We start from the raw sequence: 24,730 nt of genomic DNA, 5'->3' as shown, positions 1-24,730 counted from the left end.
TAATTTTTTAGTGCTCCCATTCACATGGGGACACTGACATTATTTGCAAATGCTATATTGCTTGGGAAAAGCAATGTTTCACTTGTTGGCAATAAACCACTTAATCTATCTGATATTGCCCTTTTCTTAGAGTCAAAAGTGAACACAAATTCTCTAAACCTATAATTTACATGCTCAATTAGTGGACATATATTCGTAATATTGCAGGTTTTCATTTTAATTATATCTTTAAGATACTTTTCTCTTTTTTTGTGTTCGTTTTGCATTTTGTTTAATTCTTTTTTTGCACTATCAACCTCCATTAGATCACATGCAAGATTTTCAGCAACTTGCCTATCCTTAATTTCAAGGTCTACACAATCAACATATTCTACAAATTCTCTTGCCCAATCAAACTCAACTCCATTCCTATAAAATTCACTTCTTTCTACTAAATCTTCAACTAGTTTTATCACCTCATTATTATCATTATTTAATGTTTGTAAGTTGATATTATTATTTTTAAATATTTGAGTTCTTATATTAAAAGCTTCCGTCTCGCATTTGTGAACATACTCAAGCACTTTTGCTATTAAGTCATCATTTCTCTTAATCTTACAGTTAACTGGTGCTGCATCTATTAAAAAGAATAAATTACAATACTCAAGTCCAGTACATGCTAGTTGCATTTGCGCCTGCACATAATATTTGAAAAAATATTTGCTGCTTAAAAAATTGCCATTTTTATTGTACTCAGCAATAGCACTGCTCATATAATTAGAATCACTGCTTTTAATTTCTAAAAGCTCTGCGGTGCCGTTACTATTTATAAATCAACCATCAATTGTTGATCCAACAAACATTTCTGATTTACCAGTTTTCTTGAAATAATTATACTTATCAACACTGTTGGCATATTTGTTCTTATACAAAATATCAATATCATCACCATGTGCTTTAACAAATTCTCTAAATCCTAAATTCTCTAATTCTTTGCCCTTAAGCATATACAAATTCTCTTCAAAAGGTAGGCTCATTCCAAAATATTTAAGTACTCTGTTAATCATCAAGTCTTTAAGTCTTTAAGTCTTTAAGTCCTACACCTCCAATCAAAACATCGCCTACTTCACTAGCTCCGTATCTATCAAGTTCATTTCTTTGCACACTAAAATCAATATTTCGATTAAATCTAAAACACTCTTGACTACTTATTCCTGGCAATTTTTTACCTATCTTACTTAATTTACTTTTTTCTTTAATAGGAGAAGATTTTTCCTCAAATATTTCACATCCAGTAAAACTTTTTTGATTAATTCTTGTCATATTGAGATCTCCTTGAATATTATTTTGTATTTCTTGATTATTATTGTTTGAAATGTTTGTCATATTTTTTTTACTCCTTATATTTGTATTAATAAATATAAGTATATAGCAAAAACTATTTTTGCCAATTTTTTTACAAAAAATTTTACAAAAAAATAGTTGGGCTTATTTAAATTCTCTTGTTAAAGAATTTAGCTAAACCCAACTTAATTGGATTGTTTTGATAGCAATACACTTTTTTAGCTATTCACATACATATATGTATAACAAAAACTATTTTTACCAACTTTCTACAGAAATTATTATAATTAATAAAAGCTTTATTAAATTCTCTTGTTAAAGAACTTAATAAAGCTAGGGCTTAACCGAATTCACTTATTAAAAATTATTTTAAAAAGCTTTTCAACAATTGAGTATAGTTCAATTTAGAATTAAAATCAATTTGTATTTGTTAAAATAAAAGAACCTATTTAAATTCTCTTGTTAAAAAATTCAAATAAATTCTACTTTAAAGCTATATGTCAACTTATTACTTTATAAAATTTTAATCATTCTTAATTTAAAAAATACTTATTGAATATAGAATAGATAATTGGAGCAAGCGTTATTCCCATTATTAGAATTACTTGTATTGTTCTATTACTTGCAGTAAATTCGTTTTTTAAACTAGATATATCCTTTTGTAACGTTTTTTCTACACTATCTATTTTAGTAGATAAACTAGATATATCTTTTTGCAAGGCTTTTTCTACACTATCTATTTTAGTATTCAAGCTAGATATATCTTTTTGCAAAGTTTTTTCTACATTGTCTATTTTAATATTTAAATTCTTTTCTACATTGTCTATCTTAGTATCTAAACTATCTATTTTGGCATTTAAATTCTTTTCTACAGTATCTATCTTGATATCTAAATTAGATATATCCTTTTGTAAATTCTTTTCTACAGTATCAATCTTAGTATTAAGTTCGGTTTTAACACTATCAATCTTAGTATCTAAATTAGATATGTCTTTTTGCAAATTCTTCTCTACATCAATTATTTTCTCTTTTAAAAATTCAAAGTTGTAATTATCATTGTGCAGAAAAACAAAATCTATTGCTTCCTTGCTAAACCCTATATTTAAAAATTCGTTTTTTATACTTTCTATGTTATATGTTTTGTATGCTAAATTGTTCATAGGTTATCCTTTTAATTGTTTATATTCTTTCATAATTTTTTTAATTATTTCTTTTTCATTATTAAATAATTTATCCAAAAGATACCCAGTAAATTTAGCATTGCTTTTATAAAAATCGTAACTTTCTTGACTCTTGAGTTGAAATCTTAGTGGCTTTATCGGATTTTGTTTTGATTTGTCCTCTTTAATTTCTATATTCAATATATTCCTATACACGCCTTTTAATCCTTTCTCTTTAATATCATTTATTGATACACTCCCCTCTAATACCTTTCTATAAATTTTAAGATATAAAAAAGCTTGACTTCTAGATATTATAAATTCTGCCAAAAAGTCTTCAAATTTTTTGTAACCATCAATCAAATAAAGTTTTTTTTCTCTTATTTTATATAAGATTTTCATTGTTTTAATTTTATTTTCAATATCATCAACCGTAATTCTACGAAGTTGATCCTTATAGCTTTTATATTCAAGCTCCTCATTTTCAAATTTTTGAACATCCTCAATTCTATTATTTAATAATATTTTTTTTTCTTTTAGCTTTGACACTTAATCCTCCTAAGTTTCTATTATGCTTTAAAAAGTCTTTCGGCGGACTTTTTAAAGCATATTGTTTAATATTTTTTTTATTTCTTGATAATAAGTTTCCTTATTATTAGGCTCTTTTAATTCATTTATAAAAACTTTAATTGAATTATAAAAATGAACTCTTCCTTTAATAAGATCTTTGTATTCTGACTTCAAAACACTCTCAATATCTTTATACGTATTCCTATTTTTTATAAATTGATTTTCTATTATTAACACATCAATATTTTTCTTTCTTATTATTTCAACTTCTTTTATTTCATTCATTAATATTGGCAGGGACTCTACAGACCACCTTTCTGCTTGAATAGGTATTATAACTTTATGTGTAATGTTTAGCGCATTAAACAACAAAGAACTTAAACTAGGAGGAGTATCAATTACTACATAATCAAAATTATAGTAATGTAAATTTTTATCAAAAATATACTCTAACATGAGTTCTTTATAGGGAATATCTCCTTTTTCAAATTTACACAGAATTGGATGGGCCGGAATAATATACATATTATTATTTATTGAATTTATATATTCATTAAAAGCTATGTTTTGATCTCTTTTTAAGAGATAATAAACATTATTCAATTCAATATTTCTGATATATTGTAAAAAATAACTTGTTAAACTATTTTGAGGGTCTAAATCTACAATTAACACTTTATTGTTCATTTCGTTTAGGATATATGAAAATATAATTGAAAACATGCTTTTGCCAACACCGCCCTTAATTGACGCTATTGTTATTATTTTAGGTTTTTTATTATCCATTTGATTAACGGTCCTTGCTCTGGGTATTTTTTCCCATAAAATTTATATACTTGTTGTTCTAAATCTGTAAACATACTAAATAAAACTTTGTTGTAGTGATTGTTTGTTCTTTTTTTATTTAATAAACGATATAATCCCTTGAAATAGCAGAAAACACTTCCTGCTTTAAATCTAAATTCCATATAATATGCCCTTGCTAATGCATATGCTTTTTTAGTCCCATTTATTTGATACTTTATTAACGGCTTTTTAATCGGTTTTCTATAGCCATAAAAAATACCAATAAATTTATCTCCTTCTTTAATTGGATATAAATGAGTTTCTTCAACAATTCTTTCTCCATTAAATAAGGCCCTCAATGATAATCTGAATTCATGTTTTTTTTCATAAACTCCAAATTTGTAAATGTCCATCATTATTTTTGTATGGTACATTGCTTTCCCATTTTCTTTTTCAATTAAAATAAAGCGTTCTTTATTTTGGCATTCAACTTTACATTTGCCTTTTTTTGTAGTTTCAATAGTTTCTGGTGCATTTTCCATATTAAATCCTCATACGGCCTTTACATTAAATTCTTCTTTCGTTATAGAATTTTTTCGTTTTTTTATTATTTCTAATAATTCAAGATGATATGTACCAAATACCTTATTGTATTCTATTTTCTTCTGGTTATTCAAATATTCTTTTACAATAGGCTTTAGAATTTCAATATTTGTTTCTTTTCTTAGTTGTTCAATAAGGATATTGAAAATATTTGCCTTTAAATTTTGATAATTTTGTTGAGAACTTTGCTTTTCCCTTTCAATCGACTTTTCTAATTTACGTTTTATGTTGTTTAAATCGTTATATTTATGACTTTCAATAATAAAATGGGGCTTATATTTGTAATTTTCATATACTTTTTGTAAATTTCTCTTTAATTGTTCGGGATTATGTCCATTTTTTTCGAATTCTTTCTGAGTGTTATTTAGAATATTCTTTAGTTTCTCTTGCTTTTCTTTAAAGCAAGATTTATTTAAATTTGTGTTTTTTAGCAATTTATTTTCAATTCTTTTTATGTTTTTTATTATTTTAATCATAGTATCTTTATCAACATTTAATGTTAATAAAAACGGAAGAATTTCTTTACATAACAAGTTACTCTTATTGAAGTACTTTATTACTTGACATTTTTCTATTTCTTTAATCTTTATTTCTTCTTTTATATTATTTTTATTACTTAAACACTCCACTGAATTTACACTACCATTTTTAGAAATATCGTCTTTAAAATGGTTATTAACTCTAGATTTAAATCTAGAGTTTTTTCGCTCTTCAAAGTGCTTGTTGATTTTCTGGTAACATTCTTTTTTAGGATACTTAAGCTTATAGTAAATTTCAGTCCCACAATTTACACCCATGTGTTGGTAGTAATTATTTGTGACTTTTAATACTTTTTCTAATTTGTAAAGATAATTTTGCATTGTTCTTAGTGTAGTGGGAGCTAAACCATTTCTTTTTAGATTTTTATTATAGTAATAGAGTATGTTTTGTTGTGTGTATTTCTTATCTTTTTTGTTTAGAAAATCTACTGTTGATGTAAGATATATTAGTTTGTGTTGGTGTTTATTGTGGCAAGTTGGATTTTTTGTGGTATTTGAAAAACCTTTCATGTTTTTACTCCTTATATTTGTATTAATACTTAATATTATAATGCAAGATTTTGATTTAAAAGTAAATACTCTTCAAGAGAAAATATTAAATTTCAATTATTAATTTTGTTAAAAAATAAATAAAATTTTTTATTTAGTAAAAATATAAATTGATTTTAATCCAAAGTTAGACTATACTACAAACAGTGTAGAAAGATATCTTCATTTTTTTCTACCTTATATTTGAATTTGCAAGAAAAAAAGATATGGGCTTAACTAAGTTCTTTAATAAGAGAATTTAGCTAAGCCCGCACCTTTTTGTAACAATTCTTATAAAAACCGGATAAAAAATCATTTTTGCTATATATGTGTGTATAGTAGATTAACTTTATCATTGTAGGATAATCCTGAAAATCAAGAATAAGGCTTAGCTAGTTCTTTGTTCTAGTCAAGTCGTATTTTTTTGCAAAAATTTTTGTAAAAAAATTGGCAAAAATAGTTTTTGCTATATACTTATATTTATTAATACAAATATAAGGAGTAAAAAAAATATGACAAACATTTCAAACAATAATAATCAAGAAATACAAAATAATATTCAAGGAGAAATAAGCTTTAGAAAAGATATGAAAACCCTAATCAGAAACTTGCCGCGTATTGACAAAAGTCTTAAAGGGTATGGGTATAAGTATCAAGATTTCAATGACATAGTAGAAGAAATTTATAACGTTATTGATAAGCATAATTTAGATCTTTTTTTTACGCAAGACCCAATTTCTGTAGAGGGTCAATATGGCATAGTTGATGTTATTAGGACTACATTCTACAGTACAAGTACTATTTACAAATACTCATTTGATACCCCAATTCATACAGATAAATTACAATGGAACAGTGAAAATGGCTCTAAAAATGTAAATACATTGCCACAACTTGTTGGATCAGCTATTACTTATTTCAAAAGATACGCTTTAGTAGGGCATCTTTGCATAAGAAGTGAAATAGATACTGATGCAGCACCTATTTACAATAATTATGAAAACAGACATTCTATGCCTAACAAGCAAGCTATTGTTAATCAAAAGCAAGAACAAAAAAGGGAACAAAAACAAGAGATTAATCAAATTCAGAAAAATAACACTATTCAAAACCAGAAAAGAGATATTAAGCAAGAACAAAAAAAAGATAGGTTTTATTATTACAGTATTTTTAAAGAAGCGTTGTCTAATATAAAAAATTGGGTAAATAGCCCTACAACAAAAGATAATATAAACTTAATTATTCAAAAAATAAGCTTTATCCAGAATATAGACCCCAATAATGTTGATGATATCAAGAAAATTGAATCTGATTTAATCTCGTATTTTGAGAAAAACAGTGATTTTAAGAGTATAAACTATTGGGCGGAGATTATAAAAAACTATTTCAAGAAAAACAATAGATTAAAGGATTTACAAGATTTTGAAAAGTTTGTGTCGTTTAAGAGGACTGCTTATGGCCCTAGTCCATTAATATTCTTTAGTATCTTAAAAGAATACGAACGGTTTGATGAGATATTTGCAGCATAGCAATATTAAAGCCCCCAAATAGGGGGCTACTAGTTGTTAGGACCCGTTGCAGGTACTAACTGCTCCAGTTGCAAAATTATCTATATTGCCGCCGCTAAAAAACCCTTGAACGGTAGTTTTGAAGGTGTTTTTTCCTTCATCATTTCCATTACATTTATCAAGTTCAGTCTTTATATGTTCAAGTGCTGATTTAATTTTGCCTTCATCATTTTCTAAGAATTTATCAAATTTTCCAACACCAGTTAAAGCGGTTTTTAACCAGTCAAGTTGTGTTTTTTGATCTTCAGATAGCTTTTCTCTAAGTAGTTCTTCTTTAGATTTTGGTTTTTCTTGTTGTACTTCTTCTTTTTTTAAATCACGTTTTTTTCTGATTTTTGCTTGTTGGGCATTATTTTTTAAAGTGTCATTATCATTAGAATTACAGCTGTTTAGCATAAGTAAAAATAAACAAAATAATATGTTGATGATTTTCATTTTTATTTCCTTCCCTTATCTCTAGTTCAATATGTTGAGTAAAAATAAAATTTATTCTTGTAATTATAGAGCCTATTTTTAAAAATCTTTAAAAATATTAATTGAGAGATTTATATTTTTCGAATGTTGTGCTAGCTTTTATCTCATTATTATTAAATATAGGAGTAACTAATGAAAAATAAAAACATAGTTAAATTATTTTTTGTATCAATGTTATTTATAATGGCTTGTAAAGCATATGTAGAAGAAAAGGAACAAATAGATTCATTGAGTACAGACGTTTCAACTCTTAATAATAAGATTGATCATGAGAAATTTAATAATTATAAACAAGAAATAAATAAATTAAAAGAAAGTTTAAAGGATGTAAGTAATGCAGAGCTTAAAGAAAAACTATTGGCTTTAGAAAGTCTCTTCCAAGATAAATTGGCAGCTAAATTAGCAGCTTTAAAAGCAGCTAAACAAAAAATTGAGGAGATTACAGATATTGACAATAATACTGCAAAAAGCAAGATATGGGCAGAATCAAAGCTGGTTGGAGCAACTATAAAGTTCAGCGGAAGCAATACTGCTGGTAATGGAAAAAAAATGTCTGAAGAAGCTGTAAAACAGATAGATAAAATAATAAAGTTTCTCGAAGAAGGTACTAATTAATTAGTAAATATTCATATTGAAAATGTTAAAATCTAGATATTACATTTACTTTAATCTAATATCTAGATTTTCTTCTATTATAAGAGCCAATTTGATTATAAAGTAGAATTTCTTGCAAGAAAAACCTTTTTGTAATTTACATTTTTAACTGAGAATATTGATTATATACTTTTTCCGCTATTGGTTTTGTTTTTTTAATGTACTCTAAATATATGTTTATATTATGTTTTACCGCAGGTATAGAGTGTTCGTCTTTTAATGTTGATAAGTCTGGATAAGGATATTCTGGATAATTTGGATCATTAACTTTAACCTTTGTTTTAGCTAAAAATGTTACAAGGTACATAACATACTCTGAAAGTTGTGTTTCATATTTGGCTAAATATTTTAGTGTTTGAATAATTGGAGGTTTTGGCTCTTCTGGTAGGTTGGCAATAGTAGTACAACACAATAGCAAAGCAATTAGTAGACAATGCAATTTCTTAAGCATTTTCACTCCTTTTAAGCATTTTGATATATTCTTTCATAATTTTGTTGCGTGTTGCTTTAAGTGAAGTGATAATTTTTTTATTTTTGTCAGCAGAGATAGCCTCTATTATCTCAATATTGTATTTTAAAATGTCTTGTATTTCTTCAAATATTTTCATTGACGCAGCTGTTTCCATAGATTTTAGTGTGCTTATATATGTTTTGTAGAAAAAGTCTATTACTTTACTAAAAGTATTGATGTAATTATGATCTATGTTTGTATCAGTTTTAGCTATATTAGTTAAGCTGGATAGTAAATTAAGCCCCAAACCAATAGTGTTATTTTGCATTGTTTGGTCTTTCCTTATAGATAGGGGTTCCTTCCCGATTGAATTTCAGATCATTAGATATTTTGAGATTTTTTTCATTAGAATTAACTAAATCAATAACCATATTAATTTTTTCATTTAATGGAGCGAGTGCCGCATTTATTGCTGGAGTCAATGCGCCCTCAAGTCTTTCCATATTTGCTGTATAGATTAATTGATAATGAGAATACAGCTCATAAACCAAAAAGAATCCTTTATGTGCAATTTCATCAAATTCATCTTCAAATTTAGAAAATATATCAATAAGGGTTGATAAAGACGTAAGTCCTAGCTCAACATTATCTTTAGATAACTTCATAAGTTAATCTCTTTTTTTAATGTGATTTTTGCCATTCCCATTGCCATTCTTAAAAAGCTTGCCTATTACAATAGTCAAAATGTCTTTTAATAAAGGCTTAAGAAGAATTAACACTCCTAAAACCAGTACTGTTACAAAAATCATTACGGCTATAAGTTTAATTTCATTTAAATTGATAAGAAGTTCGGTTATTTTAATACTATCCATTTTTTAATCCTTCATTTTAATTTTTTTAGTTTTATATGTATATTATATATCAAAACCATAATTTTTGCTAAAAATTTTATAATTTGCAAAAATATGGGACCGGATTTCCTGATATGTGGACTCTTTTTTGTATATACCATCCTTTGTACATAGGAACTCGAATAGATACTGAAGAGGAGCCCTGATGCAGATAAACTAGGTTTTTTTGACTTTCATCGGAATACCGTACATGTAATGATTTCCTCCCATTGCTCTGGTGTTTTATGTCAATATCAATATCAAGGTAAACTGGATCATCGTCACTACTTTTATTACAATAAAGAGTTACATCACCGTAATCGTCCATATTAATAATCGTTCTTTTCCCCTTGTATTCATGCGGATAGAAGGCAGTACCTGAAGTTTTATTGCCGATAGGAAGATACTCGGATGGTAAGCCAAGCAGTTGTTTAGGAACGGGTGTTTTTTGAATAGTGCCGAAAAGACGAAGTGTTAAAAGATAGTCATCTTTAGATAGAGTGGTAGATGATATGCCACTTTCAAGGGAAGATCTTATTTTTCCATAAAGATTTGAAAGTTTACTAGATTCATTCTCAATTAGCTTGTCAACGATTAAATCGTAAATGCTTTTTATAAAATCTTTATCAGCTACAAGTTCAGTAGCGATTGTAGACTTAATTATCTCTTTAAAATAGCCTAGCTCTTCGCCTTTAAATGTTTGGTGATTAACGGTTTTTAAGAAGTTTTTAAAGGTGATAGCATTGCTGCTTGCAGCTCCATCATCAAGCAGTAAAAGATCAGTATTGTTAACGGTCGTAACCTTATTTAAATCTTTTATTTGAACCATTTCTTCTTCATCAATTAGTAATTTTTCTTGATCATCAGCCATAAAACCTCCTTAGTTGTTAAAAGTTATAATATTGTTACCATCTGTATTATTAATTTTGAGAACTCTACCAATAGGAATAATTCTCTTAATAAAAGCATAAATTGAATGATCATATCCTTTAGGAAGTGAGTTAAATACTAAAGCTTTTTTCGATGCAGCATATCCCGGTTTCTTTTCTCTAAGTAATATCTTTTTAAGACGTTTCCCTTTTTTAGTGCTAGGCGAAATAAAGGTAGTAAAGTTTGTTTTTATTACCCCTTTTAAAGAGATATCAATAACCCCAGCTTCAGGAGTAGTAACTTCAATGTCCACATTTAAAAAGGTCTTGAAAATCAGTCTAAATGACTCATCAGTACCAATATGCCGTAAAGCAAAAATAACGCTATTAATATTGCTTGTAATACTTTGTAAAGTTTGAGTTTTTGCATAAAAGATAGATAAAACTTGAGATATCCATATTGCAATATATCTTGATTTTATATTTTCTATTGCATTAATGGATATGAAGTTGGAATTAAGAGTCTTAAGCTCATTAAGTAGTGCTTGTGCATATTCTGTTTCTGTACGTATAAATTTATGAATCTCAGTGCCATTAAATAAATTAGATATTTTCATATTTGTTAACTATCCATATCAATAAGCAATCGATCTGTAGTATTGAAAAGTAGCATTGTATCATCAGTAATAGAAATATCTTGATTTTTTTTAAAATCGCTATCAGTAATTTTTGCAATACTCTCAGTGTCTGCATCTTTAATACAAGCACTTATTTCCATAAACTTAATTCCTTTAACTTCATTAACTGGAGCAAAAAAGTCTTGATATTCAAAGCTAATTCCCATATCAGAATAGTTATTTGAAATAATCCTAGAATATATATCTCTAATTTGAGAATCTATGTTTAAGTAGAGGTAGTTTTTAAGGTCAAGTTTATACTTTACTTTCATGTAAACATATTTTCTTTTTCCTAGTGATATTTTGTAGGATTTGCGTTGACCAGTTGAATTGAGGCCATCAATTTCTATGTCTCCCTCAAGTAAAGTACCACTAGGGGTTGTTAGATATAATGTTTCCCAAAGTTTTGCTTTAAATTTAGGACTGTTAATATTAGATTTACTATTATCTAGTAAAGTTTCCTTTAGAATTAGATATATATTGGCTTTACCAGCTGCACTTTTAATATTGGTGTACTCAATCCCATCAAGATTGAGTAAAGCATTGCGAACCGCACTGTAAGTTGTGCTTTTAGAAGAAATGTGTTCTTCAATAGCAGCCCAATAAGTGCCACCCGGTTTCATTTTAGAAAAAAAGAGATTAAGCTCATTAATTATTTCTTCTTCAATTAATGCTAAAGAAGACGCAATAATGTTATAAATTGAGCTTTGGTTATCATCAATATTAATCCCATAATTTACACGCAAATATTCTCTTTTCGATCTTACAATATCCTTAATTGTACGTTTTAAAATGCCAAAATCAGAATCAAAAACTATGCTCATAAATTAAACTCCATATTCAAAACATCGCCTGAGAAAAAAAAGGATATGTGTGCTTTATTGTCTTGTATAGTAGTTGAGATGTTTATTAAATCTAGGTTAAGTTCTTTAGATATTTCGTGAAAATAATTTTTTACAGCGTGAAGATTGTTAATTTTTAACAGTTTTAAAAGCAAGAAATAGTCCAGTCCCCAATGAGGAGCATAGCTTAAACTACCCCTTAAGGTTTTTAAAAATATCAAAAATCTTTGTTTTTGTTCTTCAATTCCATCAACAAGTGATAAATCGTTATTAAATACCAATTCAAAATTATTGCCTAATCTTAAATCCATACTATTAATTATACCATAATTAGCAAAAATTACTTAAACAAACTGTTGATATCAGAATTAATTTTAGTAGTTGCTATTTTAGACTGACTGATTCAATTACTGGGCCTCCTTGTGTGGGTACGACTTTTATACCCTCAATAGCACTTACAATATTTTTGAGAATTGTTTTTAAGCTAGTTGTTTGGTTAGCTATTTCAATGTTATTGTTTGCTTTAATTTTAACAGTATCAGAGATTAGATTTAAAGTCTTTGGGCTAATTGCACTAAGTATATAAAAATGATGTTTGTCAAAGTGAATATCGTTATTTTTATCAAAAATATTAACACTTGATTGAAGTAGTAAAACGTTATCACCTTTTGATAGTTCTAAACTGATATTAGAGATATTTTTTGTGTGAATTTCTAAATCTTCAAATTCGGGTATTGTAATAATAGCTTCTTGAGTTTGTTGTTTAAACTCCTTTACAGTGCCAATTTTAATTATAAAAATGTTTGAATAAATCCAATTTTTAACGTCCTCTTGTGCTAAAGCATGTCCATAAAGACGCTGGTTCATTCTATAAATTTCATAGTCTTCATTCATTCTGGTCCCCTTTATTTTTTAGGTTTTGTATTAGAATCATCTTCTAACTTTAATATTAATGAACACTCTCCTGTATTGCTAAGTTGAGCGTTTGTTTCTTTTATAGTGGTTTTTGTTATTTTTCCTAGTCCGTCAATAAATGAAACTTTATCTCCAACATTTAACTTATGTGTGAAAAATGTTTTTGCGTTCCAAAATATAAGATTTTTTTTGAGTGTAGTGCCCAAAGTAATTTCTTGTTGTGGAATGAATTCAAGTCCATAGTCTTCTAATGCCTCGTAGTGGACATTTTCCCCCTTTTTTAGATAATTAGTAAATATCAGATAGCATTCATATCCCCGTAAACCAGTACCAATATCGGCTATTACGTTATGAACATATGTTCCTTTTATTTTGTCAATAAACTCTTTTGGTGTTGTGGCATAAATATCTTTGTCAATGATTTTAAGACTATCTTTTTCGTCCATATTAAGGATATTGCGATTGGGAAATACAGATTCTATTGCTTCTTGTACCGTCTTGCCTTTAAAGTTTTTGCCCTCTTTGCCTGCCAATTTGCGATTGAAGAAGTTGCTTTTAGTTAATAAACGAACATCAAGCTCTACACTAAAATCTCCACCGGGATAATCAGTGCTCATAGGGGGCCCTAAAGTTCCCGCCATTATGAAATCAAAATTTTTTTCATGAGCAAATTTCTTATAATATATTTTTACTATATCTCCGAATTTAATGTCGTCGGTGAAGTCTAAGGGAAGATTCCAAAGTACGACTTTTGCTTGTTTGGAACTTATAGTATGAATATTTGAATACACGTTGGATATGGAAATATCAATATGAATCCCATCTTGTGTATTGATGATAATTTTAGGAATTTCTTCGGCGAAAGGAATTCCATCAGGTGATTTTTTTGATGTATCTACATTGTAGAACTCAATTTTAAAATCATATTGTAGTAACAGCATTTTTTATCCTTTATATTTTTCCAATGCAAATGTTTTTACTATTTCTATTGATAAACTAACTTCGACTTCATCAATGAAAGGAGTGTCCTTAAACGAAAGACTTGTAATTACAGCCAATTCTTTTAGGCCAAAAGTTGGACTGTAGATACTAAAAGGAACTTGAGCTTGAAGTCTATTTGCTAGTTGTTCTTTTGCAAGATGCACATCAAAACGTAGCATAGTATTGCCAAAAACAGTCATTTTAAGTAAAGAAAGCATATCCTTATATAAGGATGTTAGTATTCCACCGTTTAATGATATATGTTCACCAGTCATTACCGGATTGTAGCTTACATATTCCGCTTTTCTATCATAATAATTGATGACCGGTCTTTTAGAACAACTAGTATTGTAAGTGCGTGTTATGAGTTCGGTTTTTGGTTTTATAAAAAACAATTGAGGAACATATCCAAAACCTTTTAGATCCATTCTTGGGAATAACACCAAAAAGTTATCTGCTCCAAAAAGAGCAAATATTTGGGTTATTACATCCCGTATTATTCGAGTAATCTCCCTGATTTCTTTCTTTTCAATATCCTTGATTTTTTCCTCGAATTTTTTCTTTTCAATATTATTATTGTTAGTATTTTCATTATTAATATCTATTTTGTTAGTTGCATTGTTAGCAATTTTTTGTTACTTGTCATAAGTAATTGCCTTTTGTAAAAATTATGGTGTGCTGTTAGCATTGTCTTGATTTTGATTACTTTCTGGTTTAGGGTTAGGTGGATTTGGGACAGGCTCAGGTTTGTCTTTAAAAAATCTACCAACCACTGGCAACTTAGCAAAAAGACTTTTTAGTCCTTTAAAAAAAGGCTGAATAATGTCGTTCATAAAATTAAAATTTTTAATTTTATCGGTGATCCAGTTAATAAGGTTAAGCAATGGATTCAAGACAGTAGTGGTTAAGTTTGAAGAGTTTGCTCAGCTGAGGCCAAATTACTTTGAATACTCTCAGCATTATTGACTTTTTTGTAAGGCCGAAAGATTTAAAATCCTTGAACATTTCCATCATCTTGGTAATTCTGGAATCTAGATCTACTTGAGCCCCGCTTTGCCAGGCCATTTTAGCATCTTCTATATATTTGTCTCCAACACCTGACTTCTTTAATAGATCAAAAAGCTCACTTCCATCACCCCCAAGAACACTATTAACAGCCTTTACTGCATCTTCGCTGCTCATAGCGCCACTGGATTTAAGCATAGCTGCAAATTCTACTGCGTTTTTCAAATTAGTTTCATTTAACATATCTAAGTCCCTTAAAGTACCCTTAAAGACACTTGCTTGATTTAAGAACTCTTCTTTTTCTAAATCTCGCTCAAATCCTTTCATTGTGCTAAGAACCTTCAAAAGACTCTCTTTCTCTTTTGGATCACCATAAAACGCCTTATTGAGAAGTTGTGTTCTTTTAGTTTTTGTGTCTTCTTCAACCGCTTTTTTAGCAAAACCTAAAAGGCCGCCCCCAACTTTACTCATAGCGTTGCTAATGATATTACCTAGGGCACTGCCTATTGCAATTTTGGCAACAAGTCCTTTTCCTTGAGAGGTCGCTAACATTTTGCTTTTTGCTTTTGATTCTTTTGCAAGTTCTTTATACTCAAGGCGTCTTTTGTCTTTATCAGACATTAAAGATCTTCTGAAAGCCTCTTTTCTGGCTTTCTCAAACCCCATGCCCTGTTTTATAAGCTTTTTAGTTTGTATAAGTCTATATTTCTCAACACGCTCTCTTAAGCTTTCAAATTTAGATTGTCTGCTAAGTTCTTTCTTCTTGTCCGACAAATTATTTTTTACAATATCTTTAGTGCTTCCCAAACTGGAGTTTCTGGGTTTAAGATATTTTTCCATTTTGGAAATATCTTGTTCAATAGCCTTTTTTGTTGCAGCATGATCAAGAATACCTTTAAATTTAATGGTGAATTTGTCGCTCACTAAGCCCTCACTTGCTTAAAATTAATTCATACAATTCTTTTTCTAATTTAATCTCAGCAAGTCTATTGACCTCTAAAAGCTCGTCATAAGGCAATTTCTTTACATTGTCGTACGAGCAAATATTCATAATTACTGGAAAATAATATTTGTCGTTCTTAATCTCGTCAAGCAAGTTAAAATATTTTTTTCTAGTCTCATTAAGACTTGCAATGGCTTTATCAATATCTCTATTTATTTTGCTCATTTAGCAACCAGCTCATTGGAATTTGATGTACTTGATGAAAGCGAAGTGGCTACTTTTTCATAATCAAAGTTTTCATTGATATAGTCAAAAGTAACAAAATCCCCAACATTATTTTCATACTCACTCAAATATACTAAAGCGGGCTTTTTTAGATCATTGTCTAAATGAAAAGTATTAAATTGTGCAGTGTAAATTATTGCAACAAGATAGTCTTTATAATAAGAAATAAATTCTCTATTTTGATCTAAAATTACATAGAATTCGTCTAAAAATTTTGGACTTATCATTAAACTTGTGATTTCTCTTAAGTATTTAACCTCATTAAGCTTTAAAACAGCGTCACTTTGATTAAATCCGAGTACTCTATCCCATTCATAGACCGGAAGTACTCTTAGTGGATATTCATAAGTTTTATTTTTAGTTAAAATTTTCATTTTATATCTCATTATCATAATAAGAATCTCCTTTTAAGTGTTGTTCGGTTTAGATTTTTGGCAATTAATAGCCCTAATTTCAAAAGATACTTTTTCGGCCTCAGCAGAATAACTTCTTGAAGGCTCTTCAGTAAAAATTGCATAATTAGAAATAATTTTGGTAGCAATTCTATCATTGAATGCTAAATCAAGCATTTTGTCCTCTTTTCTCACATCCATGTTGTAAAACTGTTCATCAGAAAGTTCAGTTAACAAAATGTAGTCATGACTGCCTAGTGTAACTTCAATATTGAAAACATAAGTTATCGTTTTGGGATCTCTTAAGCTTATTACAGGCATACCTTTATCTTCACTACTAATCACTGCTCTTGTTGTAGGTTCGCTTGTAAGCTCTAGCTTGCCACTATGTAACTGCGTACCACCAATTGAAAAATAAACTTCTCTTAAATCATAAAATTGCATTTTTTAGCCCCCCTTTTAAGCACTTAAACTGTTTTGATAATCAACTATATCTTGAGTAGTAATTACTAAAGCAACAGCATTAATGCTAAAGTTATAAGTAATATTCACACTAAGTTCTAATTTAAGTTGTGGTGTAGGAGAAATAGTAAGACTTAAATTCTTATACTCTATTATAAGCCCTCTATCAATAAACCGTTTAAGTAGGCACTCAATTGCTGAAGTATATGCATTATCTCTAGAGCCACTAAGTTGTAGTGCAGATAATTTGCTATTTTGTCTGTTGTTTTTATTCCAAATTCTAATAAGCTCAATAATCGCTTCATTTTTTATATAATGATAAGTGAAAATCTCGTCTATTGGACTTCCAGCTAAATCAACACCCTCTTTAAAAGCAGGCATACCATCAAGGCCAGTTTCATTAAGAAGTGAGTAAAAGTTGATTTTTGCAGTTCGCAACTTTCCAATTACAGTGTCGTCAACAAGCGGTGTAGCAGCCAGCGGCATACCATAAGGATTTACAGCATGGAAAATACTTGATTGATGCAAATATTGACTTATAAATTTAAGGTGTAAATTGTCTTTATTATTACTGTAAACAACAATATTTCTTTCTTTTTCAATATTGCCCTTATCTTTAAATAGTTCTTTTATTTCTTGTTCTTTAGTTGAGAATACAAAAAAAGTTGAAGGCATTTTGAATTTATTATAGTCATCTTTGTAAATTTTAAGCCCATCATCTGACGCATCGCCTTCAGTGTTAATAAGTACAACAAAAGAATGCCTATGTACTTTAAGATAATTTTTTAGCTCTTCAGGCTTATCCTTATAAATGAAAAGATCGACTGATTTTAATGACTCTTCACTTGAATTAAAAAAATTTAACATTGCGGTTTTAAGCAGTGTTTTTTCTTTTCCAAACTGATCTTCGCCATTTCCATTATCTTTTTCTAAAGTTTCAATTTGTTTTTCATAATTATTAACGGTTAAATTCAATATTTTATAGCTAGCAGCATCTTTGTTAACTTTGATTTTAGCTGTTTTGTAAACCAAGAGTGGATTGTAATAATTAGGCCTACTAGCTTGGATCCTAGAGTCAATAAAACTTACACTAATTGTATCTTGCGGCAATTTTGTATTCCTCCTTTAAAATTTCAATTGCTTTTACACTAGCATTGAATGCTATAGATGCACTGTATGCATGGTTGCTATATTTTGTGCCTAAATTAATAAGCCCAACTGTTTGCATATTAGATATTGGATAAATATAAAGGTTGATTTGGCTAATATATTCGGGTTGAGATTGACTTTCTAAAGTATACTTATGGGCTTTATTGTGTAGAAAGTCACTAAGCATACTATAAAGTATCAACATACGCGAATTAGCGTCAAAATCTTGAGCGTTTAACACTATTGCAATAATATATACTTGAAAATTTACACTAAATTCCAAAGCATTCTCATAAAATGCACCGGCTCTAGAATTATGATCAAATATATTTTCTGTGCCATCAAATTTCAATGCTATTATATTTGAGCTAGTAGCTGTGATTTTTGAAAGATATGGATGATTGTAGGTATTTATGATATCGCACTCAAAATTATTTTCAGTTGCATACGCCTTAAACCCTTTAAATATTTGGGTTAAATGATTTAATACCATATCTAAAGTGAAAATCATTCAACTGTTACCTTATAAGTAATCTCTGATAACATTTTGGCTGTATCAACAAGTGGAATTGCTGCAGTGTTACTACCCCGTTTAAACTTGCTTTTGATTGTATTGGCCTTTAAGGCTGGAGTGACTTGTGCTGATAGTAGATAATTTTCATAGTACCTGACAAAAGCTTGTCCAATAGCCTCCATTCCCGATTTAGGGTCAAGATTAAACTTAGAATTTATATAGCTATTATTGATATATTCTCTAAACTCAGAGCTACTAGCAATTTTGGCTAAATGTTTTCTTGCTGGTAAATTGCTACTCCCTTTTTCATGCATTTTAGCAATTCCTGCACGACCACCAAACCACCCAATTTCTAATTCCATTTTAAATTCTAGCTTGTCCATATAAATTCCTTTAAAACTAATGTGAAATATCCAATTGAAGAGTCAATACTAAATATTTCAAAGTAAACCAAATCCGCAATTGATATTCGGTCTTTAAGCTCAAAGTTAAGGTCTTGATATGTGTAAAGTTTAGAATACCCTTGAATATCTAACATATCAGAATCATAAAGCATTGCAAGTTCTTGTGGCTTTATATCAATAATAACTCCTGTAAATTCAGTGTACTTATTTTTATCAAATACTCTCTGATAAGAAGAGTCATTTTCAAGCTTTACAATAGTGCCTTTATAAAACTTTAAGGGTTGCGGGTCCTTAAATACGTTGATCATGCGGAAAGACAGATCTGAAAGTCTTTTTCTAACACCATTCATTAGACAACCCCCACACAAGATGGCGTTGAAGTTTCTCTTTTTAGTTTTTCTAAAAATGCATCAAGCTGTGAACAAAAATTCTTATTTGATCCACAACCCCCCTCGCCGCCTTCTTCGCCCCCACTACTACTAGGATAATAATCAAGTTCAAGTTCATTGAATTTCTCTTTTTTGATCCTATCAAATTCAAATTCTCGAACAACTCCCTGTTTTCTTAATTGACAACCCATGTGATAGAAAGTAAGTAAAAATATTTGTTCATATGTAAGTGAACTAGCATCAATGCCGCGTGTTACTAGAATAGCTTGAAGTAAGGATAAATGAAGTAGAAAATTTTGCCTACTTAGTGCAAATTGGTCTATTCCTAATAGCAATAACACTTCTGAATGGAGTTTTGTTACTAAAAGTTCTTCTTCTCCCTCAACTTGTGCTTGTAAGTTTTCTTGTTCACTCATTTCCACTTACCTTATACTTTTAACTTTGCTTTATGTTAACTTGCAAAATAGTTTTTCTAGTAGCAAGTAGACCGCCTAAAACAAAATCAATGTATGAATGAGCAATATCAGTTGAGTCTTTATCCACTTGTTCATTCGGTGTAGGCAGCATATACTTGCTAGGCTTAAATTTAATAAGCTCAGAATTTAGTGGATAAATGAGTATTTTATGTTTTAGCAAGTTTGAAGTTTCAATATAAACATCTTCTCTATTATTAATAGCCTTAATAGTCTGAATCAAAACATCTTCCCATTTTTCACAGCTACTTGCTGCACCCTGTCCTGCTGCGTATGGTTTTACGAGTTTAAGTGAAGTTGCTGGGTCAACTATTACCATCATAGGGGTGGAAAATTCATCTCCTAATTCTAACTTTGAAAGTCCCGCCTCAATCTTTTCAAAGATTTTATCCATTTTATCTTTATCACCACTAGCAACTTCTTCTTTTATCTGCTCAGGCATATTAAGTAGTCCATACATATTAGGAAGTAGGCGTTTTTGATTTTTTCCATCTTTTTGAATCGAAACGGTACCCGTTAGTACAAAGTGATTTATAAGTTTAATAATTTCACTACTTGCAAGTTTATAAGCTTGAGCAAAGGGCAGTAAATTATTATTAATGTCCCCAATATATGAGTCCGAAGTATAAAATTTCTCAGAAGTCTGCTTTAAATGTCTGAATTTGTATTGTAATTTTAAATAATTAAGTCTTACCACTTCAGAACTAAAACCAATAGTTGAGATAGTGTTAACCTCATTGGCAATTGTTGTAGGATTAGCGTTTAAAAACGCATCCCATTTTACGGTTTTTTGATATCCCATTTGTAGATCAACATCTTCAATTTGATCAGGTGAAAACCATTTATACATAATAGGATCTTTAACTTCTCCTATGATATTAGCCACAGCTTTTGCATAATAATTTTCATCAAATAATTCCATATTAAATCCTCCCAAATTTTATTAATTTCTACTTATAGCTTTATTTCCAAATACCGCTACTTTTACCAAATAAACTTCATTGCTAATTTGTTTCGCATCAATCAATGCTGTTGCATTAATAGTTGCTTTATTTGGCGCTCCAGTAATCTTTTCAAGGACACCGTCTTTATTAAAAGCAAGTTTATCTTTTGCTTTAACTGTAGAATCTTTTGCTACTAAATAGCCCTCAAAATTATTGGTAATGGGGACAATAGTAGCTGTTTTACTAAATTCATCTATATCAATGCATATTCCATATAAGTCTTCACCACCTCCAGCCTCAACATGAGGCTCATAGTGAATTTGATTTTCTTGTGTCTCTTGAATAACCCTTTTTACTCCGCGCTTGTATAGATACCCAGAAAATGGATGATTTTCTAACTTGTCAAACTTACTAGTTCTAGTGCCTCCAGAAGCAAAAAATTGCACGTTTTTATCTCTAAATTCAATAGAATTGCTAAGCAGCCCCGCGTCTTGTTGGGGATTTTTCATAAACTTTTCAAGTTTACTTCTCTTCTCTTGATACTCTTTTACTAATTGCGTTGTATCTCCCATTTATTTACCTCCTTTTATTCGCCCAAGGCTTAACCACCGTCAGGTATTACTATTTTCTCAAGGCCTCTATTGCCAAAAATTGCAACTTTTATCAAATTAATAGAATACTCTTGCCTAGGATATCTAGCTTGATCTTGATTTCCATCTTCAGGTGCGAAATTGATTGTAAATGAATCAGATAAGGCATAGGCATTAATTACGGTTGGCGGCCCACCACCAGCCTTGATAATAACCCCATTGTTATTTATATCCAATATTTCTCCTATTTTTATGCTCGGATTTCTTGTAACAAGGTACCCCTCAAAGTTATTCGTAATTGGCAATACATACGCAGTGCAACTAAACTCACATACATCTACACATATCCCATACATATCAGTATCAGCTCCAACTTCCACATATATAGAGTTCTCTTTTGGAACAAGCTTAACGCCTCGCTTGTATGGAAAACTATTTGCTGGGTCGTAATGGTATTCCTCTATTTTGTCTGAATAACTTGAACATGCAAATGTATAAACATCAGCTCGCTCATTTTTGGATTTAAAACAACTGCTTGAACTGCTAAAAACCTTATTTTCAATCGAACTCATCGATTTTACATGTTTTTTGAATTTCAAAAGGATATCATCAAGTTCATTCATTGCATCCAAATAGGGATCTTTTGCTTGCACATCTTCAGCTTGTCTTGCTTGCCGTTTAGCCCTAGGAGCAGCAGGAGCTTTTGCCTCTAAATCTAACTGCGGGTTATCAACAGCGTCAAGATTTTCAACTTGCCCGTTACCTTTTAAATCCATAATTTAATTACCCCTTAATAGCTCTATTCCCAAATACACTAGCAAGCACTATAAATAATTCTTCAGTTAATTTGTGTGCTTTTGAAAGTGCTATCGCATTGACGGTCTTTTGACCCCCAGTGGCCTTTTCAAGTTCCCCATGTTGGTTAAAATTTAATTTATCTCCTGGATTTACACCATTTTGTCCTTCTTTCTTAAGCGTTAAATACCCAGTAAAGTTATTTGTAATTGGAATTACAGTTGCCATACCGCTAAACTCATCTATATCGGAGCACACTCCATATAAATCGTCTCCACCTCCAGCCTCAACTTCTAGTTCGGTTGTTCCATCGCCAAAACTAAGCTTAACTCCACGCTTGTACGGATATCCTTTAGCAGGGTAATTCTCTATTTTGTCTTTACTGCTAGTGCACACTCCATCAGAATTTGAAAAAATTAGGTTTTTGTCTCTAAAATCAATAGAATTGCTAAGTAATCCAGAATCTTGTTGGGGATTTTTCATTAATGCTTTAATTTCTGCAACTTTTTTATTAAACTCTTCTTTAATTTTTGTAATATCACTCATTAAAAACTCCTTTAAGCAATGCTTGTTCTTTTATGTCTTTTTAGATTTTCATAAAATTGAATTCGTCTTTGCTTGTAAGTATTGCTTATCGCTTGTACAAATTCTGTAAAATTAATTGGAACAAAATTAGAATCAAGCAAACTTGCTCTCTCTTCTGATTTGGCAACAATATTGCCCTTAATAGAGGCAACAGAAGAAGAATTGCTACTCGCATTTTTTCTTAATTTAATATTCACTTTTGCTAAAGAAACAAGTTGTTCTAATATCTCCCCATCGATATGACTAATATCTGACGCTTTAGCAATAGCTTTAATTTGCTCAATTGGAACAAACTTGCGAACAAGTTCTCTGCGTTGTGCTTGCATAATGTCTTTTAGTGTGTATCCCTTTGCAAGTAACACTTCCTTATTGAAATGGTTGCTAAGATGCGCTTTTGCAAGTGTATCAATTTCATTAATTCGCTCAGCCTCTAGTAATAATTGCTTTTCAATACGCTCCCGCTCTTCAACTTCTGCAAGTTCTTTTGTTATTCGCTCGTTTATACTTAAATCTCGACTTGTCTCTTTGGATTTACTATTTGCTTGTTCTTTAAAGCGCATGTACTCTTCAAATTCCTGCGCACTTATAACTTTAGTATCAGCCTTAATTTGCTGTTCCTCTTTATCTTGTGCTTGCAAGTCTTCTTTTTCTTCTTTCTCAGTCACTTTTTAACTCCTTTTCTCAAAATGAGAATAATTTCTCTTTTAAAATCGCTAGCTCCTCATTATTAAAGGAACTACTCTGTATAAGCTGGTTATATTTACTGTAAAGCTCAATTAGCTTTATATCTCTTTCTACTTTTTGTTCTTCACTTAACATAATCAGCGAATTAAATTTCATATCAAGCCCGAAATACTTTGTAAGTTTTAAGTTACAAGAGTTCTCAACCTGTTCTTGTACGCCTTTTAAAAAATCGTAATAATTACTCCTATCACCTTTACCATCATTTCCTAGTCCTTTAGCCTGCTCATTAAAACTTCTAGTTAAGGGCTCTTTGGTATCAGCCCCAATTTTCGCCTTAATTAACGCTAACGCCTCCTTTAAGTAACTAAGGTCGTATTTAATAACCTCTAAACTAGCACTAGGAGTAGCCGTATAAAACATTCCCTCATTATTTAGATTGCTCTTAAGCCTAGCAAGTTCCTGTGCTAATGAGTCATTAAGGTTTCTTAAATTAGAAATATCTTTACTATGATTGTTTGAATTTTGTTTTCTCAAAAAAGAAGATAAAATGCCACTTCCCCTATCATTATTACTCTGAGTAAGTGCACTTAAAGAAGTTGTTGCACTAGAGAGTGCGTCTTGTAATTGTACTAAAGATTCATCTTTGTAAAACAAGAAATTGTGGTTTTCAATACGTCTTTCTATTTCAACGTATATCTTTTCAAATAAATAAATATCTAGCAAAAAACTTTCTGTATAACAAGGAACATATCTTTTTAAGATATAATCAAAGTTTTCATATATGATAAGTCGACTTTTATGTATTTTAACTGCGTCTACAGAATTGTTCTTATTGTTGGATTTTACTTTATAGGTTATATGATCAAAATCAACTCCCAAATCTCTTACATATTCATAATCAAGGTATTCAAAACCAATAGGTAATTCTATATTAACGGGTTGTTCGAGATCTATTAGGGTATCTTTGGTTTTTACTAAAACATAGCCAATCCCATGAAAACGGTAGCTTATAATACAATTAAGCAGAGCATTCTTAAGCTGTACCTTTAATCTAGCAAGTTCAACCTCGCTAACATTGTGGTCAGCGCTCTCAAGAACAAGTCCGTTCTTGAGACAATCTTCTGCTACATTTTCTATATAATTTCTAAAAAATATTGAATATTTATATAGTTCTAGTGAACTTATTTTATCTATTAATTTTGTTTTTCTTAAATCATACACCATTTTACTTCTCTTTATTAAATTAGATGTATGATAGCAAAAACTAATATTTTTGTCAATAAAAT

Annotated in this window: 32 protein-coding genes and 3 pseudogenes; 2 read left to right on the top strand and 33 right to left on the bottom strand. The window is 29.7% G+C overall.

Translation table 11 applies throughout. The annotated features are described in order from the left end of the window. Positions 1–20: 20 nt before the first annotated feature. From QIA22_RS04995 to QIA22_RS04970, 6 genes and pseudogenes are all read right to left on the bottom strand, one after another. A pseudogene (locus QIA22_RS04995) lies at positions 21–1,365 on the bottom strand (DUF244 domain-containing protein). Between the two features lie 491 nt (positions 1,366–1,856). Further along, positions 1,857–2,483, bottom strand: a complete 627-nt coding sequence (gene bdr / locus QIA22_RS04990; protein ID WP_367612079.1) for a Bdr family repetitive protein — start codon at positions 2,481–2,483, stop codon at positions 1,857–1,859. Between the two features lie 3 nt (positions 2,484–2,486). Beyond that, the gene (locus tag QIA22_RS04985; RefSeq protein ID WP_367612077.1) at positions 2,487–3,032 is read right to left on the bottom strand and encodes a chromosome replication/partitioning protein; all 546 of its coding nucleotides are present in this window, start codon (positions 3,030–3,032) and stop codon (positions 2,487–2,489) included. Positions 3,033–3,083: 51 nt separating this feature from the next. Beyond that, positions 3,084–3,839 (bottom strand): ParA family protein, encoded by a 756-nt coding sequence (locus QIA22_RS04980; RefSeq protein ID WP_367612075.1) that lies wholly within the window; start codon positions 3,837–3,839, stop codon positions 3,084–3,086. Then, a complete protein-coding gene (locus QIA22_RS04975; RefSeq protein ID WP_367612074.1) occupies positions 3,815–4,381 on the bottom strand; it encodes a DUF226 domain-containing protein in 567 nt (188 codons plus the stop codon). Before QIA22_RS04975 ends, QIA22_RS04980 begins: the two co-directional genes overlap by 25 nt. Before the next feature lie 9 nt (positions 4,382–4,390). Next, entirely contained in the window at positions 4,391–5,491 is a 1,101-nt protein-coding gene (locus QIA22_RS04970) for a plasmid maintenance protein (protein WP_367612072.1), read from the bottom strand. Positions 5,492–6,021: 530 nt separating this feature from the next. Here QIA22_RS04970 and QIA22_RS04965 point away from each other — a divergent pair. Continuing rightward, on the top strand, positions 6,022–7,038 hold the full coding sequence (locus tag QIA22_RS04965; RefSeq protein WP_367612071.1) for an ERF family protein: 1,017 nt from the start codon (positions 6,022–6,024) through the stop codon (positions 7,036–7,038). Positions 7,039–7,074: 36 nt separating this feature from the next. Here QIA22_RS04965 and QIA22_RS04960 read toward each other — a convergent pair whose 3' ends face one another. Next, positions 7,075–7,512, bottom strand: coding sequence for an Mlp family lipoprotein (locus tag QIA22_RS04960; protein WP_367612069.1), 438 nt, complete (start codon positions 7,510–7,512; stop codon positions 7,075–7,077). Positions 7,513–7,683: 171 nt separating this feature from the next. Here QIA22_RS04960 and revA point away from each other — a divergent pair, with 171 nt between their 5' ends. Next, on the top strand, positions 7,684–8,166 hold the full coding sequence (gene revA / locus QIA22_RS04955) for a fibronectin-binding protein RevA (protein ID WP_418456813.1): 483 nt from the start codon (positions 7,684–7,686) through the stop codon (positions 8,164–8,166). Between the two features lie 136 nt (positions 8,167–8,302). Here revA and QIA22_RS04950 read toward each other — a convergent pair whose 3' ends face one another. The 26 genes and pseudogenes from QIA22_RS04950 to QIA22_RS04825 form a co-directional block, all read right to left on the bottom strand. Then, positions 8,303–8,656, bottom strand: a complete 354-nt coding sequence (locus tag QIA22_RS04950; protein WP_418456811.1) for a BBA14 family lipoprotein — start codon at positions 8,654–8,656, stop codon at positions 8,303–8,305. Further along, entirely contained in the window at positions 8,649–8,984 is a 336-nt protein-coding gene (locus QIA22_RS04945) for a BlyB family putative holin accessory protein (RefSeq protein ID WP_367611757.1), read from the bottom strand. The genes QIA22_RS04950 and QIA22_RS04945 overlap by 8 nt, the downstream gene beginning before the upstream one ends. Then, positions 8,974–9,321 carry a BlyB family putative holin accessory protein gene (locus tag QIA22_RS04940; protein WP_418456809.1) on the bottom strand — a complete coding sequence of 116 codons (348 nt, stop codon included), beginning with the start codon at positions 9,319–9,321 and terminating at the stop codon, positions 8,974–8,976. The genes QIA22_RS04945 and QIA22_RS04940 overlap by 11 nt, the downstream gene beginning before the upstream one ends. 3 nt (positions 9,322–9,324) lie before the next feature. Then, positions 9,325–9,528 carry a holin BlyA gene (blyA, locus tag QIA22_RS04935; protein WP_367611753.1) on the bottom strand — a complete coding sequence of 68 codons (204 nt, stop codon included), beginning with the start codon at positions 9,526–9,528 and terminating at the stop codon, positions 9,325–9,327. A gap of 76 nt (positions 9,529–9,604) precedes the next feature. Next, positions 9,605–10,417: a DUF685 domain-containing protein gene (locus QIA22_RS04930; protein ID WP_418456842.1), complete on the bottom strand. Its 813-nt coding sequence runs from the start codon at positions 10,415–10,417 to the stop codon at positions 9,605–9,607. Between the two features lie 9 nt (positions 10,418–10,426). Continuing rightward, positions 10,427–11,032 (bottom strand): DUF735 family protein, encoded by a 606-nt coding sequence (locus QIA22_RS04925; RefSeq protein ID WP_367611821.1) that lies wholly within the window; start codon positions 11,030–11,032, stop codon positions 10,427–10,429. 5 nt (positions 11,033–11,037) lie between these two features. Then, positions 11,038–11,916 (bottom strand): DUF276 domain-containing protein, encoded by an 879-nt coding sequence (locus QIA22_RS04920; protein ID WP_418456840.1) that lies wholly within the window; start codon positions 11,914–11,916, stop codon positions 11,038–11,040. Beyond that, positions 11,913–12,245, bottom strand: a complete 333-nt coding sequence (locus QIA22_RS04915; protein ID WP_010883875.1) for a DUF2634 domain-containing protein — start codon at positions 12,243–12,245, stop codon at positions 11,913–11,915. Before QIA22_RS04915 ends, QIA22_RS04920 begins: the two co-directional genes overlap by 4 nt. 29 nt (positions 12,246–12,274) lie before the next feature. After that, positions 12,275–12,828, bottom strand: a pseudogene (locus QIA22_RS04910) (DUF777 family protein). Positions 12,829–12,839: 11 nt separating this feature from the next. Beyond that, positions 12,840–13,790, bottom strand: coding sequence for a DUF693 family protein (locus QIA22_RS04905; RefSeq protein WP_418456838.1), 951 nt, complete (start codon positions 13,788–13,790; stop codon positions 12,840–12,842). Between the two features lie 3 nt (positions 13,791–13,793). Next, positions 13,794–14,435, bottom strand: coding sequence for a DUF792 family protein (locus tag QIA22_RS04900; protein ID WP_418456844.1), 642 nt, complete (start codon positions 14,433–14,435; stop codon positions 13,794–13,796). Between the two features lie 63 nt (positions 14,436–14,498). After that, positions 14,499–15,759, bottom strand: a pseudogene (locus tag QIA22_RS04895) (DUF759 family protein). A 7-nt stretch (positions 15,760–15,766) separates the two neighbouring features. Continuing rightward, positions 15,767–16,003: a DUF1322 family protein gene (locus QIA22_RS04890; RefSeq protein WP_418456836.1), complete on the bottom strand. Its 237-nt coding sequence runs from the start codon at positions 16,001–16,003 to the stop codon at positions 15,767–15,769. Beyond that, the gene (locus QIA22_RS04885; RefSeq protein WP_418456834.1) at positions 16,000–16,455 is read right to left on the bottom strand and encodes a DUF1473 family protein; all 456 of its coding nucleotides are present in this window, start codon (positions 16,453–16,455) and stop codon (positions 16,000–16,002) included. Before QIA22_RS04885 ends, QIA22_RS04890 begins: the two co-directional genes overlap by 4 nt. A 15-nt stretch (positions 16,456–16,470) precedes the next feature. Continuing rightward, positions 16,471–16,899 (bottom strand): DUF1463 domain-containing protein, encoded by a 429-nt coding sequence (locus QIA22_RS04880; protein ID WP_010258866.1) that lies wholly within the window; start codon positions 16,897–16,899, stop codon positions 16,471–16,473. Between the two features lie 15 nt (positions 16,900–16,914). Then, entirely contained in the window at positions 16,915–18,027 is a 1,113-nt protein-coding gene (locus QIA22_RS04875) for a DUF787 family protein (protein ID WP_367611943.1), read from the bottom strand. Next, positions 18,008–18,577 (bottom strand): DUF764 family protein, encoded by a 570-nt coding sequence (locus QIA22_RS04870; protein WP_418456833.1) that lies wholly within the window; start codon positions 18,575–18,577, stop codon positions 18,008–18,010. The genes QIA22_RS04875 and QIA22_RS04870 overlap by 20 nt, the downstream gene beginning before the upstream one ends. Next, positions 18,574–18,963, bottom strand: a complete 390-nt coding sequence (locus tag QIA22_RS04865) for a hypothetical protein (RefSeq protein WP_418456831.1) — start codon at positions 18,961–18,963, stop codon at positions 18,574–18,576. Before QIA22_RS04865 ends, QIA22_RS04870 begins: the two co-directional genes overlap by 4 nt. Then, positions 18,951–19,334: a DUF1506 family protein gene (locus tag QIA22_RS04860; protein WP_418456829.1), complete on the bottom strand. Its 384-nt coding sequence runs from the start codon at positions 19,332–19,334 to the stop codon at positions 18,951–18,953. Before QIA22_RS04860 ends, QIA22_RS04865 begins: the two co-directional genes overlap by 13 nt. Further along, positions 19,334–19,789 (bottom strand): DUF3890 domain-containing protein, encoded by a 456-nt coding sequence (locus QIA22_RS04855; RefSeq protein ID WP_418456827.1) that lies wholly within the window; start codon positions 19,787–19,789, stop codon positions 19,334–19,336. The genes QIA22_RS04860 and QIA22_RS04855 overlap by 1 nt, the downstream gene beginning before the upstream one ends. Before the next feature lie 19 nt (positions 19,790–19,808). Beyond that, entirely contained in the window at positions 19,809–20,768 is a 960-nt protein-coding gene (locus QIA22_RS04850; RefSeq protein WP_367611795.1) for a hypothetical protein, read from the bottom strand. A 21-nt stretch (positions 20,769–20,789) separates the two neighbouring features. After that, positions 20,790–21,362, bottom strand: a complete 573-nt coding sequence (locus QIA22_RS04845) for a DUF228 domain-containing protein (protein WP_418456825.1) — start codon at positions 21,360–21,362, stop codon at positions 20,790–20,792. Positions 21,363–21,391: 29 nt separating this feature from the next. Beyond that, the gene (locus QIA22_RS04840; RefSeq protein ID WP_418456824.1) at positions 21,392–22,156 is read right to left on the bottom strand and encodes a DUF228 domain-containing protein; all 765 of its coding nucleotides are present in this window, start codon (positions 22,154–22,156) and stop codon (positions 21,392–21,394) included. A 7-nt stretch (positions 22,157–22,163) separates the two neighbouring features. After that, the gene (locus QIA22_RS04835) at positions 22,164–22,721 is read right to left on the bottom strand and encodes a DUF228 domain-containing protein (protein ID WP_418456822.1); all 558 of its coding nucleotides are present in this window, start codon (positions 22,719–22,721) and stop codon (positions 22,164–22,166) included. An 11-nt stretch (positions 22,722–22,732) separates the two neighbouring features. Then, on the bottom strand, positions 22,733–23,425 hold the full coding sequence (locus QIA22_RS04830; protein ID WP_418456820.1) for a DUF1357 family protein: 693 nt from the start codon (positions 23,423–23,425) through the stop codon (positions 22,733–22,735). 16 nt (positions 23,426–23,441) lie between these two features. Beyond that, positions 23,442–24,665, bottom strand: coding sequence for a phage portal protein (locus QIA22_RS04825; RefSeq protein WP_418456846.1), 1,224 nt, complete (start codon positions 24,663–24,665; stop codon positions 23,442–23,444). Positions 24,666–24,730 lie beyond the last annotated feature (65 nt).

The organism is Borreliella kurtenbachii (genome assembly GCF_030437945.2).
GTDB lineage: Bacteria > Spirochaetota > Spirochaetia > Borreliales > Borreliaceae > Borreliella > Borreliella carolinensis.
The sequence above is the reverse complement of the archived record's forward strand: the minus strand, read 5'-3'. Positions and strand labels throughout refer to the sequence as shown.